9 protein-coding genes are annotated in these 18,696 nt (G+C 48.9%); 1 reads left to right on the top strand and 8 read right to left on the bottom strand.

Annotated features, from left to right (window positions below):
• Positions 1-19 precede the first annotated feature (19 nt).
• The 8 genes from E5355_RS10580 to E5355_RS10545 form a co-directional block, all read right to left on the bottom strand.
• Positions 20-2,509: a glutaminase domain-containing protein gene (locus tag E5355_RS10580; RefSeq protein ID WP_136010343.1), complete on the bottom strand. Its 2,490-nt coding sequence runs from the start codon at positions 2,507-2,509 to the stop codon at positions 20-22.
• A gap of 59 nt (positions 2,510-2,568) precedes the next feature.
• Positions 2,569-4,749 (bottom strand): hypothetical protein, encoded by a 2,181-nt coding sequence (locus tag E5355_RS10575; protein WP_136010342.1) that lies wholly within the window; start codon positions 4,747-4,749, stop codon positions 2,569-2,571.
• Positions 4,750-4,925: 176 nt separating this feature from the next.
• On the bottom strand, positions 4,926-5,741 hold the full coding sequence (locus E5355_RS10570) for a DUF3823 domain-containing protein (RefSeq protein ID WP_136010341.1): 816 nt from the start codon (positions 5,739-5,741) through the stop codon (positions 4,926-4,928).
• A 31-nt stretch (positions 5,742-5,772) separates the two neighbouring features.
• Positions 5,773-7,839, bottom strand: coding sequence for a RagB/SusD family nutrient uptake outer membrane protein (locus tag E5355_RS10565; protein WP_136010340.1), 2,067 nt, complete (start codon positions 7,837-7,839; stop codon positions 5,773-5,775).
• Between the two features lie 36 nt (positions 7,840-7,875).
• Complete coding sequence (locus E5355_RS10560) at positions 7,876-11,046, bottom strand: SusC/RagA family TonB-linked outer membrane protein (protein WP_136010339.1); 3,171 nt, start codon at positions 11,044-11,046, stop codon at positions 7,876-7,878.
• An 18-nt stretch (positions 11,047-11,064) separates the two neighbouring features.
• On the bottom strand, positions 11,065-12,522 hold the full coding sequence (locus E5355_RS10555; RefSeq protein WP_136010338.1) for a glycoside hydrolase family 76 protein: 1,458 nt from the start codon (positions 12,520-12,522) through the stop codon (positions 11,065-11,067).
• Between the two features lie 100 nt (positions 12,523-12,622).
• On the bottom strand, positions 12,623-14,464 hold the full coding sequence (locus E5355_RS10550) for an MSCRAMM family protein (protein ID WP_136010337.1): 1,842 nt from the start codon (positions 14,462-14,464) through the stop codon (positions 12,623-12,625).
• Positions 14,465-15,023: 559 nt separating this feature from the next.
• A complete protein-coding gene (locus E5355_RS10545) occupies positions 15,024-17,558 on the bottom strand; it encodes a hypothetical protein (RefSeq protein ID WP_136010336.1) in 2,535 nt (844 codons plus the stop codon).
• A 270-nt stretch (positions 17,559-17,828) separates the two neighbouring features.
• Between E5355_RS10545 and E5355_RS10540 the strand changes: the two genes are divergently transcribed.
• Positions 17,829-18,689, top strand: a complete 861-nt coding sequence (locus E5355_RS10540; protein WP_136010335.1) for a hypothetical protein — start codon at positions 17,829-17,831, stop codon at positions 18,687-18,689.
• Positions 18,690-18,696: the final 7 nt, after the last annotated feature.

Here is an 18,696-nt window from a genome sequence, read left to right as displayed (position 1 = left end):
TACATAAGTTTTATCATTGTTATTTCTGCATCAATTTAGCCTCAAGCATCTTCATGTAATATCCCCCTACTACCGAACGCGCCTTGAAACCACGCCAGTTGGGCTTGTCGGTAAACACCCAGTCGGACATAGGAACGCGGTCTATCGTTTCGTTCATGAACTTATGCATAGGAACGATGAATTCACGGAAAGTGGCCAAGTCAGGAGCCATAGTGGCAGTCCACATGATCCAGTCGGTCTTGGTGTAAGTCTCACGACTGTCCAGGGGCAAACCATAGATATTCTGCTTGGTCAGGTAATAAGGTATCTCCATTTCTGCAATTTTGCTGTCGAAGATGTTCAATCCGAGCAATTTGTCCCAAACCAAATTGTACTTCTGGCTCCAGGTGCCCGGCTTGTCAAAGGTCAGACGATAATGGTCACCGTCGTTGGCCATGCGCCCCCATTCGGCTGCCATCTTGCGGGCCTTCATCGTATAGCTTTCGGCAACATCCTTCTTGCCGAGCATTTCGGCCAACCGGCCATAAGAGGCTACTCCTAGAATTGCCTTGATGGAGAGATTGGTGTTATGGGCAAAGTGTCCGGCAAAGTCATCGGTACAGAGTTGGTTTTCAGGGTCGAGTCCCTTTTCCACCAGATAATCAGTCCAGGTGGTGAGAACTTCCCAATGCTTGGCAGCATAGTCGGCATTGCCTTCTACAGCAGCAATGGCAGCCGTAAGAATCAGCATATTTCCACTCTCTTCCACCGGCATGTCGCCTCCGTATACCTGCCCGTTGGCAAGAGGATAAGTTCCCAAATCATGGGCAGCGAAGGGCTTGGTCCATTTACCGCTTTCACTATAATGGAAGATACCGTTCATCATGCCTTTCTCCAGTTCAGGATTATAAATCAGATAAAGGGGAGCCGAGGGGTAAGTCAGGTCTACGGTGTTGATACAGCCGTTGCTGTTGTTCTCCTTCGACAGCCACAACAGGTCACCGTTGGGGGCTTCCACCAGTTTGTGGGCGGCAATGGACTGACGGTAGGCCAACGCGCAAAGGTCGGCATATTCCTTGCCTCCTGCCGCCGAAGCATCTTCCATCAACTTCTTATCGAAGGCATAGCAACGTGCCAGCAATTTGTCATACTCATTGTAGGCAGCCAGCATTTCCGCCTCGATGGTGCGGTCGCCTTTCGAGTTCCAGTAAGGACGCAAGTTTGTACCGAAGTATTGGATGGAATAAATGTCGTCATATCCAAGCATTATCTTGTCGGTGATATTCTTCACTTTGCCATAGCTACGCACCAAAGCCATGTTTCCATTGCTATCCTCTCCCTCGAGCGAAGCTGAGTTCATGGTTCCGTTCACGAAGTTCTTGCGCAGTTCGGTACTGTTGCCGACACTGTATGCAGTGTTTTCCTTGCCGGCAACCATGTAGAAATATCCCCAGTCAATGCGGAGGTCATCACCCTGCTTTGCCAGGATGTCCTGTTCCTTGCTTCCACTCTTCAGGTAGAGCAGTCCGTCTGCTTCATATCCCTTGCTTGCTGATTGCTGGTAAGGTTGGTCGAGCGCCCAGCGCGGAGAAGCCTCAAAATACACCTCCACCTCATGTTCCTTGCCGTCACGGGCAGCAACACTATAAGTAAGGTAATTCACGGGACGGCTCAGCAGCTTCAGGTCTTCCATGAAGAGAGGTGCCGTAAAGGTGACTTTCAGGTCGACATCACCACAAGTAAAAGCGTAGTGTGTCTGCATGGGCTGCACGTCGGCAGAGGTCTGCACGGCAGTTTTGCCAAACACGGTTTCCAGATGTTTCGGAATCTGCAGGCCGAAGTCGAGCAAGCCGTTACCAACAGGATTGATACATTCCGCGGCAATGATGTTATCCCCTTGCTTCAAGGCTGCTAAAGCCTCATCGGGAAGTTTCACAACTTTGTTCTTGTTGCATGTGGTTCCGGTACTGTATATCTTCACTCCGTTGATATAGAACACGGCATCGTCATCGTTGGAGAATTCCAGATAGACAGGAATACCGGCCAAATCATGGTCGATAGTTACCGTACGGCGCACCCAGATATTGCGGGTTCCCCATTGAGTCTTGGCCGTAGGCTCATTTTCTTTAGTACCAAAGGCACCGCGGTCCGACTTCCATTTGGAATCGTCGTAAACGGCAGAAGTCCAATCGCCCGCAGGCTTCTCCGTGGTATACCGGCCCGTCCAGTCCCCTTGCTGCGAGGTAGGAACGATGGCATTCATCTCCAATTCCTCGGTTCCCATGAAACGGTAGGAAACACCGTCCACCTTCAACACGCCAACCAGCGGGAAATCCTTACCCGTCCAATGCCGCACGGGGCTGTCGTAAAGGTTGTCACTCATAGACCATGCACTGGCATAAGGGTCGATAGTTACAAGCGGGTAGGCAGGTGCTCTCAAGTCGTTCTTTATGACGTCGTAAGACGTACCCTTGTCACTGCATGCAAAAAGGCATGATGCCAACAAGGTGTATAAAAGCTTTTTTCTCATATTGGTTATATAAAGTAATTGTTTATGTTGTTACACTTAAAAAAATAAAAGGGCCGAGATTACCAGCAAAACTTCACTGACACTCCGTCAGGATTATTCTCAAATTCTATCAAATAGGTATGGCTTGCTGCATGCCAACGCTCGGCATCGAATACTTCTCTGCCGTCAACTGTCACACTCTTAGGACAACGGGGCAACAGCACCCGCGATACGTTTGAAGTCTCGGCAGGACTTTTCGCCACATAGGAGTACCGGCCTTTTCCGCGTTCTTCCTGTTCTTCCCGACTTGCCGAAGCCAGAACCTGAGGCTTCTTCTTACCGGCCACGCGCTCCACATTCAGCAACAAGGCTTGTTCACCCGGATTTATCCGCTTGGAAGTGCATATCGGTAATTGAGGGTCGAAAAGGTCAATCAAACATCCTTCCACAGTAAACGGCTCGTCGCTCACGCTCTCTTCAAGCACAGCAACCAAGTCGTAATCCCCCCTTTGCAGATAGAAATTATTTTTGAATTCCAGTTTCCCCGCTTTGGCATTCTGCTCGTACATTCGGGCTGCAAGATACAAAAAATCTTTGTCACCGCCTTCATGCAGGACATAATCTTTAGGGTCGGTACGGACAATACATACGGTTCCCTTACCGTAACTGTATTCTCCCTGTTCCGGTCTGGCAGGGAGTCCCATCTGCTCAAAAAGATGTGCGGAAGGAGTTGCATAGTTATGCCCGTTGGTATTCCACCATTCTCTTACATTCTGAAATGGGTCGTTGTCCGTCCCACTGTAAATCAGCACCCCGCCCTTCTTCACCCAATCGGCAATGCGGCTGTGCGCTTCGGACTCAAGCGGTTTCATGTTCGCATAAGTCATCAGCAACACTTTTGTGTCAGCCAGCGCTTCTTTATAGCCAAGGTTCTCAATGTGGACGGTCTTGACGGGCACGCCCCGTTTGAGTAAAGGCAACGCCTGACCGTAGAAGTTGGCAAGTTGCGGATCTTCATATCCGTTGTGCGTAGGGAAACGCTGGAACATCAAGGAATTCGCCATCAGTACGCTGAATCCTTCGCTTCCGGTCAGTTTCTTATCGGTCAGAGGCATACGGTTCAAGGCATTAATCATCACTTGCATCTGTGTGGAATAGAAACAGGGAATGCGTTCTTTCTTATCGCTATTGGCACTTGTACGGTATAGTCCTTCGTAGATACGTTCCGGCCAAGGCATCACTTCGTAATCGGCTATGTTGGGATAGAGCAATTGTGCCGTAAAGGTGGCCTGATAATTCTTCTTATAATCTGCCCAGTCACGCGGCCAGTCTTCAATAGGGTCGGTCAGGAAGAACATCTTACGACCGGTGGGAGCAGTCATCGACTCCATGGAGCCATACTCCAGATAGGCAGTCTCAAACACACGCTCACGTTTGCGACCGTCAAAGAAATTCGGCTCACGCGAAGTTCCGGTCCATACCTGGGCTATGTAACCGTCCACGCAAGGAAGTGAAGCAAGACTTGCTTCCGGACTGACAATCTGCCATTGCGAATAGTTCACCAGCGAGTGGGTGGGAACGTAGCACTTCACGTCCATCCCTTTGCTTTTACCATATTCCTTGGCAAAGGTGAAGACTTCATTCAGCGCACGATAGTACAAGTAATACTTGAGTTTGCTCGACAAGTAAGTATTTTCCGGAGACTCATGTTGCGGTCTCCAGTCGAAGCCATAGTAGTTTTTCCATTCCTTCTTAAAGGACTCACTATAACCGGCTCTTGCCCAGAATTCAGGTTCCTCCATGAAGATGGCGTCCACACCGGCATCGATTACCCTCTTCACATGTCTCTCTTTCAGATAACTTAAAAAATTCTCCGATGGTACGATATAGGGCACCATATGACCGTGCCATATCGTGTCTCCGGCCTGCGTGACCTGTCCCTCGTCCAAATGACATTTCCCGTCCCACTGTCCGGTGAAGTAGTCCTGGTATTCGCCCCAGGCAATGCCGGTCATAAAATGAATGGTATATCCACGATCTTTCCAGGATTTCACACGTTCCTCGAAAGAGAGCTTGCGTGACTTGTCCGAGGGATTTCCCCCTACTCCATACACCATCACGGCATCAGCCCTATTGTCGATGGCAGGCTTCCACTCGCGTGAGGTTTGAAAAGTAGTTTTCACACTATTCCGGGTCTGAGCACTCGCAGGAATGCCCGTTGCCAAGATAGCCAGACTCATCAAAAGATGTTTTTGCTTCATATCAATTTCTGTTTTTTTATGAAATTTGGATTCTTGCTCTTGCCATTATCTGCAACAATGGCTTCACATAGACAGAAAGTGTGTGTCGAAAACACTGTATCGCATTTTTTAGACGCATCTAAAAAACTCTATTGTACCAGTCTTTTCGGCACACGCTACTATACGGGCTTGTCTGATTAAGGAATCAGCACCTCCATCGGTTCGCTGTAGTTCCATCTGCGAACACCACTACCCACAGGCGTATCGTAGTTTATACGTGCAGCTGCGCGTATAAACACCTTGCGCCCCGAGGGTACACTACCGTTCGACTGAATGGTAACTTCCTTGCCCAGCAACTCCTCAAAGCTCTTGCCGTCGTAGTTGATGCTGCTTGACCAACGTTCGTCACGTGCCCGATAGCCCACGGTGCTTGAATAGCTGACAAAAAGCTGTATATCGGTTACGTTCAGGTATTCGTCCTTCCAGTTGCCCATCGGCTGGATTTTCTCACGGAAGATGTCATCTGACACACCGCGAGTCACGCGTACCTGTGCCTTGACAACTCCGTTGCTTACCTGCGGATTACCCACAATCTCCACATTCAGGAAAGGCTGCACTTCAAATTTCAGCTTCGTCGTACCACTGATTTCCGTATTGACGGAACCGTCGTAAAGCAAAGTACCGTCCGTGTTTTCACGTACCAAGGGAATGAAGGGACCATCGACACGGACGTTGTACTCACCCTTGAAAATCTTTGTATTCCGGAACGTACCGTCCATCATGCAGAAGAAGTCGGGATTGTGCTGTACGTTGTCGCCCCAGCTCAATTCGGTCAGACGAACACGGATACCCTCACTGCCCTGATCGGTCAGTACACGCTTGCCTGTGGCTTCATCAACCACCTCGCCCCAAATCGTTTCGGCAGGCTCATCATAGTTGTCTATTTCAAACATACTGCACGAGGTCAACAGAAACAGGGTGCTGAATAAGCTATAAAATATTGTCTTTCTCATACTTTTAAGTTTTTAATTGTCTAATTAGTTTTTATCGGTTAGGCTGCTGATCGATTACGTTACTCTTCGATACCTCACCGCCCGGGATTTCAAAGTAATAGTCCAACGGAGTATAACCGAAGTCCTTGTCACCTGCCGTAGTGTAGTTGAAGCAAACATCGAAGAACCACTTGCCAGTAGCTGTCGAGTAGAACGGATAGATACCACGGAAACGATAACGAGTCGTATTGCTGAAACGGTCCTTGTCGCATTGTTCGCCCCAGAATCCGTCGCGACCTTCATAGTGGTTTACACGCCAGCGGCGTAAATCCCACTTGATCTTGTTTTCAAACGCCAACTCTTTACGGCGCTCCTTGCGAACGATGTCACGGCTGTTTACCGTACCGTTCAGTGAAGAAGCCAGCAACTTGGCACCGGCACGTTCGCGAATGTCGTTGACTGCCTGCGTAGCCACGCCCAACATATCGGTACCGTCCGGTGAGGAAGCACCTGCCAGCGAGAGTTCCACAGCAGCCTCAGCAGCGTTCAACAATACTTCGGCATAACGCATCAAGATGAAAGGCTGTGCACTGTTACCTTCGCGGGGCACGAATGCAGGATCGGGATTCAACCATTTACGAGACAACAGACCGGTCATTGCGCTACCGCCATCATTATAGAAAGGACCGTTTTCGCCGGCAGCCGTCATTGTAGAGCCATTCGCCAACGTCACGATTTCCTGCTGGTCGTTAGCACCGGTACTCAGATAAAGCGTCTTGGGCTTTTCAGTATAAGCACTCAGGTGGTTGTACTTAACAGTAGCCGAGCCATACGAATAATCATTAAAGAGCGGTTTGATCGGTGCAGAACCTGTGTAAACACCGGCATAAATCTCAATCTCCTTGCCTTTGAACATATCACCGGGGAAGATGACATATGCACGCAGACGCGGTTCGGCATTCTTGTAATAATCCATCGGTTCGTCATACATAATATAGTTTCCCTCGGTGTTCGAATTACCGGTTGTTACCTTCAGCGTACCGTCGGCATAGCGGTCGAAACCGTCGAACAACTCTACAAAGTCGGCTGTCGGGCAGACACCGCAGTTCAACGGAGCCTTGAAAGTACGCGGCAGGTTGTAAGAGTCGTAAGCATGGGTACTGGTAGGATAGACGTATTCCTTTACATAGATATTCTCCGGATTACCGTTAAGATCGGAGAACATATCCACCATATTCTGGTATTGTGCTTCCGGGTCGTTGGCAGCCCATTTCTTCTTGTAAAGTGAGTATACACCACTCTTGATTACTTCGGAAGCAGCCTTATAAGCCTCGGCAAAGTATTTCTTGGAAGCCTCTTGCCAACGGCCTTCATCAAATCCGATGACACGCACGCCGGTCTTGGCACCCAGACCGGTCAGACGGCCGGTTACTGTTTCGTTGTACTTAGCCACGCTACCTGCATAGAGCATTGCTTCGGATTTGAAAGCCAACGCTACATACTTGTTGCTGTAACCGCTCTTGGGGCTGGTAGCCATCATCAGTTCGATGGCCTTGTCATAATCTTCCAGAATCCGGTCCCAAGTTTCTTCCTCACTGGCACGGGGCACTTCCAGATTACCGTCCCCGGGGTACTGGATGACCTTTGTCACCAAAGGGATACCACCGAAACGACGAGCCATGGCGTAGAAGACCGTGGCACGCACGTAATAAGCTTCACCCAAATAGTGATTGTAGGCAATCTCGGCGTAGGAACCTTGGTACTTCGGCAGGTTCTCAATCAGGTAGTTGGCGTCGCGCAACAATTCAAAAGCTCTTCCCCAATAAGCATTGTCTTCACCGGTAAACGCACGGCAGATACCATCGCGGTTCATAGCTTCGCCGGTGCCCTCGATACCGATAGCATTCAGCCAGCCGCTGAAATTCAATCCCCATTGAGCCATATATTTAAAGTCTTCCCACGGCATATTGCTATACATACGTGCCATATAGATGTCCATTCCCGATTCATTGGAAAGCAACGACTCGGAAGTCACGATATTCTTGGGTGCAATGTCCATATCGACACAGGAAGTGGCGAGGGTCATACACAACATCGCGGATATCAGTTTATGTTTCATATTTATTGTTCTTTTTAGATTTATATCATTGGTTATTTAGAATGAGAGCGAAACGCCCAGTGTATAGGTCTTGTTCAACGGATACATACGGCCCAGGTCATCATCGGGATGTTCAGGGTCTACAAACTTCACACCTGTGAAAGTGAGCAGGTTGTAAGCATTGGCATAGACGCGCAGGCTGGCATTGGGAATCTGTTTCAATTTCGGGAAAGTGTAACCCAGTTCGATGCTCTTCAAGCGGAGGTAAGCAGTGCTTACGCGGTTGAAGGCTGAATTGTTTTTTGCCCAGCGGCCTGTGTAAGCGTAGTGACCGGAAGTCCAAACCGTAGCAGGATTGTATGGATCGGCTTTCGGATCCAGCGGATGCCAGCGGTCGAGGAATTGAGTCAATGCGCCACCACCGTTCTTACCCCAGATTTCGTGCAGCGGTTCCTTGTATTCCATAGAGCCCAGTGCAGAACCTTGCAACAACATATTGAAGTCGAAGTTCTTCCATTGCAGACCGGCATTCAAACTGAATTGCAACCACGGAGTCTGGTCGAAGGCAAATGGATGTTCGTCTTGGCCGTTGATTTCGCCGTCACCGTTCCAGTCTTCATATTTATAATCGCCCGGCAGAATGTCGCGTTCCTTGAAAGCGTTATAGCTCCAGATATCGTTCCAGCTGGTATAACGTCCGGCAGAAGTATATCCAAACTGCACACCTTGGTAACGGTGTGTCAGGTTATCGTTGCGCCAGCGGTCGTAGGAGTTCGCCCAAGGTCCCTTCTCCGAAGCAGTCAGGTACTTCTGACGGGTAACGGTAGCAATACCTTTCAGGTTGTAGGCCACCTGACCAATCTTATGACGGTGTGTCAATTCCAATTCCATACCGAACTGACGGTCGCTGTCCAGATTCTCGCGCGGAGCAGTGGCACCAACCACGGTAGGCAAGGCACCGGAACGACGGGCAAAACGACCGGTACGCAAACGGTTGAAGTAGTCGAATGAAACACCCAGCATACCGTTCCAAGCCTCAAAGTCGAAACCGATATCGAACGTCTTGGACTTGAACCACGTGATGTCCTCATTGGGCAGCGCCATCGGACTGGCCGCACTGATAAATTTGCCGCCGAAGACATAACCCGGTGAGTAAGAAGCATAGTCACCATTAGTCATATTGGAACTTGTCGCAGGATAGGTATATCCCATCGCCCAGTCGTAATTCAAGTCACCGTCATCACCAAGTACACCATAGCTGGCACGCAACTTCAACTGATTGACAAATTTCAGAGCATCGATACTCTTGAAGAAAGGTTCTTCGGAAATTCTCCAACCTGCCGATACGGAGGGGAAGAAACCCCATTGATGTCCTTTGGCAAACTTGCTGGAACCGTCGTAACGGAACTGTGCTTCCAGCAGGTAGCGGTCGGCAAACGAGTAGTTGACACGACCTATCAAGGCTTCGTTGGCTTGTTCGTAGAGGTCGCCACCACCTGTCTGCATAGCACCAATCTGACCTTCGGTCACTCCCGCCAGCAGATAAGGCATAGAGAATGCCAAGTCGCGAATGGCGTAGAAGTTATCACCGTTGCGCTTCTGGACTTCCCAACCAACGACACCGCCTACGTGGTGAACATCGTTGAAAGTGCGGTTGTAGTTCACGGTAAACTGACCCAGCATCTGAGACTTGTCATAAAACTCGCGACGCATATTGCTGGGCGAACTTTCGTTGTAGACCTTCTGGTTGTAAGCACCGGTCTGCTCGTCGTAAGCATACTGATAGTACTCTTTGCGGAAAGCCTCGTTGTTGTCGGCACGGTAGTCGTAGCTGAACATAGCCTTGGCAGTCAAGCCTTTCAATATCGGTGTATATTCACCGAAGTCTACTGATACGGTAGCCGAAGACTGGAAATATTTCTGTTTATACTTCTTGTAACCGGATACATCGGACGTCATCATAGCCACGGTGTTCTGTTCCATATCCAGACCGTTGTAGTTCAACATCGTTCCTTCGAGGTCGGCGAACGCAGGATAGAGTACACCCTGACGCCAGTAGTTGCGAATGATGTCCTGCGCACTTGAGAAAGGCGTATTACGTTCGTCGGAAACAGCACTCACACCCAGTTCGAACTTGATACCCTTGGTAATCTCGGTGGAGATATTGGAACGCAAGTTGAACTTGTTGTAATTCAAGTCGCCGGAACGGAAGATGCCTTCCTGATAGAAGTAACCCATGCTGATGTAGAACTTCGTCTTTTCGGTACCACCGGAGATGCTGATGTCGTGTTGTGTCTGAGGAGCCACGTTGGAGATAATCAGGTCGTTCCAGTCCGTCGTACGACGTGTGCCGTTGCGGTATGCCTCGAAGGCATCTTCGCCGAATACCCACGAACCACCGTTGATGTTGTTCATAGACATTTCGTTGAAGAGCGTCATTGATTCAAAAGGATTACACAACTCAGGCATACGCGAGGGTTGCTGGAAGGTGTAAGAACCGTTGTAAGAGAATTCGGTCTTGCCGGCCGCTCCCTTCTTGGTGGTCACCAGTACCACACCGTTGGCGGCACGCACACCGTAGATGGCAGCAGAGGCATCTTTCAATACGGAGATGTCCTCGATGTCCTGAGCATTCAAGCGTTGGAACTCTTCCACACTGCGGGGAATACCGTCGATAACCACCAGCGGCGTACCCATACCACGCACATCGAAACTGTTATTGAACGTACCGGGTTCGGAACTCTTCTGCCATACACGAAGACCTGCCACACGTCCAGTCAACATATTCTGTGGGTTTTCGTTCTTGGTCTGAATCATATCCTTACCCTTTACGCCGGCAACGGCACCCGTTACCGAACCACGGCGTTGCGTACCGTAACCGATAACCACCACCTCATCTATCATCTGGGAGTCGGTGTGCATCACAACGTTAATGGTGGTACGTCCGTTCACTTTCTCTTCCTTGCTTTTCAATCCCACGTAGGAGAAGCTGAGGACACCATCGGCAGGAGCGTTGATGGTGTAACGGCCATCAATGTCGGTAATCACACCGACAGTGGTGCCTTTCACCATAACGGCCGCTCCGATAACCGGCTCGTTGGTATCGTCTATCACTACTCCCGAAACGGAAATAGAGTTCTGTGCGAAAACGCCTGTCGGAATCAGCATCATAAGCAATGCCATCACCACGCAAGCCAGTCCTTGTCGCATCTTGCTAAAATCTTTCATAGTCCATTATTTTTTAAATTAATTTTTGCTCCATTCATAATTCGCCAACACTGCATACTCGGCTGCAAAAGCAAAAGTGAACATTGCTTCCACATTGTTCTTGCTCTTCTCGGCTTTGTTCCAGCCCACCAGCAAATTGGTAGGAAGCATCTGTTTGTAGAGGTAGTTATCGTAGGCATAATCCAAGTTGTGCTGGAAAGCCGCGATACAGCCCGATGCAGCGGTGTGCGCCGCAGAGGCATCTACATATCCGCGCATCAGCACGCCATTGAACCAATTGCGGAAGCCGCTGATGTCGAAGGCATAGCAACCCGGCTTGGAGGCGTCCTCCTTGGCAAAATAGACAAAGCTCTTGTCGGTCAATGCAGCCAAGTCCGTGCGGTAAGCGGCATCGCTGGTTGCCCGATAGAGGTCGGCTGCACCGGAAAGCATCGTACCGCTGTTGTAAGTGATGGCGGGACCTACGCGGTCGCGCAGCTTGGTGCCTTTCCGATAGCGTAGACCGTCAATAGTGACATATTCTATCTCAGGCGATTCAGCTCCACCCATCATATCGTCGTACACGCCGTCGGGGCGCAACAGATGTGCCTTCTGCCAGTCGTAAATGACCTTGGCAAAGTTCAGGTAGTAATCGGCCTTCTTCTCTGTACGCAGCTTGCGGCTGTTGTCCGTATCCACGTAGCCGTAGGTCACTTCATCGGACTTTCCTTTATAAATCTCGTGTAGCCATACCAGCGGGCTGACCATAGGGCCATTGCTGCAAGAGTGCTTGGAGAGATAACCGGGGCCCCAGGTGATGCCTCCCAGCTGTCTGCCCTGCTCGTCGAGCGTGCAGTCCCAGCCATCGAGCACATACTCTGCCAGGTATTCCGCCTTATCCAGGTAGCGCTGCTCACCGGTGATGTGATAGGATTCCAGCAGTTCGCGTATCAGCCACATCTGGTCGTCGTAGACATTGAGTACGCCTTCCACCTGAGCAGCTCCCTTATCGGAACCACGGTCTACGCCGTATACCGTCCACTGCCTGGTCTGCGTATAAGAGGTCAGCGTGAAAGTACCTGCATAATACTCCAAATTATCATAAAGTTGAGTCAAAAGTTCCTTGTAACGATTAAAGTGAGAATCATAAAGAGCCGTTTCTCCCTTTGCCTGTCCGGTCTTCATGGCTTTCATCGCAGCGTTTACAGCCTCAATGGAACTGGTGTACATCCACACACTGCCCAACTCGCTGGAACGATTGCCGGTATAAGGATTGTAATAACGTGACATAGCCATGCCCGTACCCCTGAAATAGCACTCCACGGCATTGTCAATCAGTTCTATGGCACGCGCCACGTTCTGCATAGGAAGATTACCCGCAGGAATATCCGTCTCCCCACTACCCGGCTTTTCATCAGCGGCCGAATCGTTGCTGCAAGCCACTAACGTCCATAAAAGCAAAGTCAGTAAAGTAAATAATTTTTTCATTCTGTTCATACATACTATTAGTTTCCTCAGACTTCCCTCCTCCTTCTTCCATAAGATGCGGAAAGAAGCAAGGGGAAAGCTTCAAGAATAATTAAATATCAGTAGTTTGTTATTCCATTGTTATGCCACGCATCACCAGCTTGTTCTCATCGTCATTCGCTTCGCCCTTAAAGATGCCGATGGTCAACATCACGTCTTCTCCGTTGAACTGAGACAAATCGTAAACGAAATCGGCATATCCTTCCGAATCGCCCTTTCCTCCGGCCTCGTGGATAAACTTCCAGCAACCGTCGGCAGCCGCTTCGGCAAACCGAGCTGTATTAGAGACAGGTGCCAAGTGGGTAACAGTTCCGTCCATACGAATGGCTGTCACCTTGAAGAAGGTGGCGTTGGTGGCGCTGAAGTTACGCGTCTTCAGCGTCAGCTTGTTGCGTCCGGAAGCAATGGAAAACTTGGCATAGAAGTAAGATTCGGGCACGGTAGTGCTTACAGCGTTTCCACCGCGTGTCTTAATCAGATAACCCTCGGAAGGGAATACTTCGGGGTCTTTGGTCAACGGCATATACGACCACTCGGCACATACGTGGTCTACCTCGCGCCAAGCACGATAAGCGTCCACATAGTTATCACGGTTTCCTTCAATGGGATTGATACCGGTAAACTGCGACTTGATATGCGGCATGGTGGAGCGTACCATCTCGTGCGTCATCTTCCAACCTTCCAGCTTTGCGATTTCGGTACCCGGCAACCAGCCCCAGCCTTTAACCACCTCTGTGGCAAACGAGATGCGGCGCAATACCAGCTGTTTCCAATAGTCGCCTGTCTGGGCGCGGAAAGTACCGATGGCGATGATGATTTCCTTACCGATGTATTCGCTCAGGTCTACTGGGACTGAACCGTAATCACCGGAAGCATAGGTTCTGACATCGCCAATCATCTTGGCTTTCGGATCGGCCTCAGACAAGTCTACCACCTGCACACCATAGTAAGCCGGAGCAGCGTCATCAGCATTGTGCGTACGGATCTGGAGTGTCATAATGTAGTTGTCGGGTGTAATGAGCTTGCTACCGAAGACAAATGAATCGAACACTTCCATATCTGCCGGATTGCTACGGTCGGCCTCATTGTTGCGGATACGGAGAGTGGTACCTTCGTTCTGCTCTTCCCAGTCGCCACGGAAGTCCATCGTACACATGTAGTTGCAAGCCCAGTCCCAGTGGGGATAGCTTTCGGCGTTTCGTCCACCGCGGTATTCGTTATAATACCATTTTTCGGCAGCTTTCAAGTCGTCGATGGTCAGTCCGCGCAGGATTTCCGTTCCCCCCATGCGCACGTCTGTAGTAGCAATGCCATCCGTAAAGTCGGCCATAACCACTTTCTTCACGATAGAAGCATAACCCTCTTTCGTGAAGGTAACGGTATAGTCGGCCAGTGGCAAGTTGCCGATTTCAAACGTACCGTCGCTTCCGGTGGTGGTAGTCTGCGTGGAGCTGATGCTGACTGTCACTCCTTCCAACGGAGCACTACCCTTTCCTGCATCGGTCACTTTTCCTTTGATTTTTGCAGCTGCATACTCCATCTTAGGACTGACTTCGGCTACTTGTTCTTCATTGAATTTTTCAGCTACGACGGTAACACTTACCGTCTGATAATCGGCTTTCGTAAATGTAATTATATGTGTACCTATTGAAATGTTTTCGAGTGTATATACACCCTGTGAATTTGTCGTGGCCCGCGGACCGTCCGGTGTAGCCGTTATACCGGAACCATCGACCTGAACCGTTACCCCTTCAAGGGGAAAAGATAAATCGTCAGTGACAACGCCCGTCACCTTGCCATAAGATACCCCCCCTCCGTCCGTATCGTCATCCGAGCAGGAGCTTACCATGAACACCATACTTATAAGCATGGTCATCAGTCCGAAGACTTTCAGTTTTTTTGCCTGTTTCATAGTTTAATTATTATTAGAAGTTAATACAACAAAGGAGCCGATGCCAATCGACCACATCAGCCTCAGGGCATTATAAACCGCCCCTTCGACTACAAATTTGATTTCTTATGGGTTAATTTTAGGGTTAATTTGAGTATAATGGGATAAAAAAAGCATTAATCCGAGCCATTTTAACCCATAAAAGAAAGGAAAGAAAAGGATTCATTCGGCTCTTCTAGTTTTGAAATGGGCAACGCAAGTCAAGCAATTATCGCACGCTCTACCAAATTCCCATTTCCAACAGTCCATTTGTCTCCTTTTATCAATGCCGGAGCCTTAATTCTTAAAGAATTGATTATCAAAAGTCTCATAATAGTCCTATCTCTGTATATGACTAAGGCACCCTAAGTATACAACTGAGGTACCCTGAATATGCAACTGAAGTCAAAAGTTTTTTGCTTTGCAAACAGTTATCAGCCATAGATGTAACATGACAAGAGTTATCGGACAAGCTGAAAGAGGCAGACCGAAGAACAAAAAGAGAAAAGACTGGAAGCACCGGATGCAACGTGCCGGGAAACTAACTCCAGTAAAGACTGAAAGGATGAGGATAATCCTCCCCCGTGTATTTTTTGTATTCCGCCACGAATCTCTGGTAAGTGCCAATAGCGGCATTCTCATGCTTGAGCATGAAAAGTGACTTGATGCAACAGTACAAAGCCGTCTCGTTCACCGGGTCGATATTGAATTCCGCTTCGGCCAAGCTCACAGCTTCCGAATAATCCTGTGCCTCGAAAGCCTTCTTCATCAGTTGCAAGACAAACACCTCCAAACGGCACTCCACATCTTGCTTGAAACCGTCGAACAACGGACCGTCCATAAAACCTACAAACTTGCCACGCCCTACGATATGCAAAAACTCTTGCCGGCATTCCTCTATCCGGTTTTCGGCAACTATCGCCATAAAGCGCAAGTAGTCGCAATAAAAACCGGAGGACAGCGTGAAGCGGAAACATCCTTTTTCGTAAACCAGTTCTATGCCATTCAATTCTTTTAGAATTTTGCGCAGGTGATTGATGGCTACTCCACGCGAGTTTTTCACTTTGTCCTTTGGCTTGTCGGGCCATATCAAATCGCTCAGTTGCTTGGAAGAAATTCCGTCGGCATCGCTATAACGCAAAATGAGACAGAATATCTGCTTGATACGCAAGGAAAACATATAAGAAATATTGCGTCCGTTCCGGTCGAAAACAGAAAAATCACCGAACAAATACACCGAATTGGCAACTCCCGTATCTGCCGCCATCTTCTCTACCTTTGCATCAGAAGCATCAGGAAGTTGCTCCTTGTCGCCTCTCGCGGTTTCGCTATCCTCGCCCTTGCCGGAGTTTCGACGCCACTTGTACATCCATACGCTGCCGCCAGCTACAGCCACAACCGCGGCTACCAGTACAAGCCACGCATGCGAAGCATTTCCTCCACCGTTATGTGCAGTATATTTGTCAAGAGAAACCGGCGGGAAGAGCAGAGAATAGACGGAAAATCTGGAAGACACGTCGTCGCTTGTTTCCTGCACGGTCACAAAAAGCCTGCTTTGGCGCTCGTTGTAATAAAGACGAGCGTTCGTGGTAATTTTATCGGAGTAAATGGAAATGGAATCACCCAATATATGAAAACTGCCGTCTTCTACAGAAAAACGGTAGAGATGCAAAAACGAGTTGGACACACTTTCGGGATAACGCAAAACATAGAAACAAGAGTCATTCAGTATAACCATATCCTGCACCGGAACCACATTAGGTTGTCCTTCTGAAATGTCCCAAAGTTTCTGCACACGCATTTCTTGCAAATCCACTTTATAAAGGTCGTGAAAATAGCGACGGCCTACCACCTGGTCGCCCGATTCATTGCCCATACCGCCGAAAACATAGACAGAATGATTACTGTCCAGATAACCGGCCGAAGAGAAATAGCGCGGACAAAGAAAATCGCCGGACAGAGAACCCTGCGTCTCCCAACGTCCCTCCTCCGCATTGAACATATAGAACTTATTGCTGTAGTACATATTGCCGAAGCCGCCGAAGATGGTGTAACGTTTGCGAACTGCATCATAATAGGAGCAGTGATGATGCAATTGCATGTTCAGCCGACTGTAGCTCTCCACCCTCCAGCTCAACGTCTGCAAATCCAAACTCGCTATCATAGGCTCCGTTTCTCCATTCTCGGCATACACCTCGTAGGCATAGAGCCTTTCACTGCCACTATCGAAGAAACTGCCGGCAAGAAACAGCTTCACGGGGCACCGTTCGGCAAAAGCCTTGGCAGAAGTGCTTCCCGTCTCCATATTGTAGACGAACAACGAATCACGGTTGAAATAATAAATCTCGTTTCTGTCGGCATTGTAGCAGGAACCAGCTTCCGATGCCGACGCAAAGCCCCCCTCTTTCCTCCAGTGGCAGGCCTCGTTAATCAACCATATCGGATTCTCCACCTTTCCATAAAGAATACCTTCCCGGTTGCAGACCGATTCTCCGTCCGCCTCATCCAAGGGAAATGTGTAAGTACAATCGGCATTCACAGCCACCTTATCAATAGCTATCTCCGGAACGTCAATGATGTGGTCGCTCTTACCGAACACTATTTTCGGACTGAACTCATCAGAGAGCAGCACACCTTTGCATACCTTTTCTTGATTGTGAATTCTGAGAGTAATCTCATCCTGCTTCAGGTTGAAAGCTATCTTTACCTTAAACCAATGGGATTTCATCGCCTCCGCCTTACTGACAGGCAAGGCTATCAACACACACTTCCCCTCCTGGTTCAGACGGAACAAGATGTCATCGCCACGAAAATCAAAGAAAAGATTGAAAATCTGTCCTTCGTCAGCTCCTTTAACCCGCAATACATAGCCGACACTCTCGGTAGAATACAGGGCCATGTTGAACTCCAAGTCGAAGTAGTCCTTGAAAGAGGGAGAACTGTGGGCAAACACGTCATAGGATGTTCTTTCATCGATAGGGCTGGCCGCACCACGAAATCTCAATCCGTATGCGGAAACCATTTGGGTAGTGCAAAGACAGATTATTAAAATGATATATCTATATAAGTGTACCATCAGGTTTTCATTTAAGGTTATGCAATACCGTCACAAAACATTAGCCAACATTTATAAAAAACAATGGAAAGATTGAAATGCAAATATAGAAAATATTACTGAATGAAACACTCTTTACTCGAAAAAGTAAGTTTTCCTAACAACATGGTGAAAGGGCAGGTACAGAACAAGGCCGCATGGAAATAACCAACACACATTTATGATATTTTTTGGCTTCCCCTTGCTTTTTTCATTCCAAAAAGGTATATTTGAAATAAATTATTCCGAGCTATGGCAAATCCAATCATACCCGGTATACCGCAGACTGAACAAGACTTACTGTATAGTAAGTTGAATGCATACAATCAAGGGAGAGCCCCTTACAAGGAAGCGGGCGCTTATCTTGTCGTACTGCCCCGGCCGGAACATCCCCAATATACTTTATGGGTTTACTCTCCACTGCCCGAAAGACAATCCATCTTCTACATTTGCGACCTTTCTACCGACATTCACGAAACGCTGCGGATGGCAAGCACGTTATGCTTCTACTCGCCGCGCAGCCTGCTGCTTGTGGAGCACAACGCCAAAAGAATGCAGAGCAAAGGAGACGACATCATCCCCATAGGAAAATACCGTGGGCACTTCCTGCACGAAATCCTCCGTATAGACCCCGCCTACCTTGCGTGGATAGCTTTCAAGTTTCAGCCACGCATCCCCAAGCAGGAACGTTTCGTACAGATTGCCAAGATTTACCATTCGGTTTACCTCGACATACAACGGAGAAAGACGTACCAGACCACCGGCGGACATTTTCTGGGGAAGGAAGGGGAAAAGGTGAAGAACCTGACACTGACCGTGCTCAGCGTGCGACTGGAGGACAATCCGTACAAGACACAACTCAAAGGAACCACTCCTTATTTCTACGTGTGCCAAGTGTTGAAACTAAGAGACTCCGTCGGCAACTTCGTCAGCATCCGGATAAACGCACGCACGGCAAGCCGGAAATCATGCCGGCTGCCCGCCGTGGAACACGCCTACCAAACAGGGGAAATCATGGCAATAGCATCGGCACGCATAGCACGTACCTATTTAATAGGAAGCACCAAATATACCCGGCTGACCCATGTCAAGCTGCAAGGCGCTGCCAAGTAAAGGGCTT

The organism is Bacteroides muris (ex Afrizal et al. 2022) (assembly GCF_004793475.1).
In the GTDB taxonomy this organism is placed as follows: Bacteria; Bacteroidota; Bacteroidia; order Bacteroidales; family Bacteroidaceae; genus Bacteroides; species Bacteroides muris.
This window is presented reverse-complemented; position numbering and strand designations above follow the sequence as displayed.

Excerpts from the sequence above, each read along its gene's own strand:
- E5355_RS10560 (WP_136010339.1), bottom strand. The coding sequence starts at position 11,046 with ATGAAAGATTTTAGCAAGATGCGACAAGGACTGGCTTGCGTGGTGATG.
- E5355_RS10575 (WP_136010342.1), bottom strand. The coding sequence starts at position 4,749 with ATGAAGCAAAAACATCTTTTGATGAGTCTGGCTATCTTGGCAACGGGC.
- E5355_RS10550 (WP_136010337.1), bottom strand. The coding sequence starts at position 14,464 with ATGAAACAGGCAAAAAAACTGAAAGTCTTCGGACTGATGACCATGCTT.
- E5355_RS10545 (WP_136010336.1), bottom strand. The coding sequence starts at position 17,558 with ATGGTACACTTATATAGATATATCATTTTAATAATCTGTCTTTGCACT.
- E5355_RS10540 (WP_136010335.1), top strand. The coding sequence starts at position 17,829 with ATGGCAAATCCAATCATACCCGGTATACCGCAGACTGAACAAGACTTA.
- E5355_RS10555 (WP_136010338.1), bottom strand. The coding sequence starts at position 12,522 with ATGAACAGAATGAAAAAATTATTTACTTTACTGACTTTGCTTTTATGG.
- E5355_RS10580 (WP_136010343.1), bottom strand. The coding sequence starts at position 2,509 with ATGAGAAAAAAGCTTTTATACACCTTGTTGGCATCATGCCTTTTTGCA.
- E5355_RS10570 (WP_136010341.1), bottom strand. The coding sequence starts at position 5,741 with ATGAGAAAGACAATATTTTATAGCTTATTCAGCACCCTGTTTCTGTTG.
- E5355_RS10565 (WP_136010340.1), bottom strand. The coding sequence starts at position 7,839 with ATGAAACATAAACTGATATCCGCGATGTTGTGTATGACCCTCGCCACT.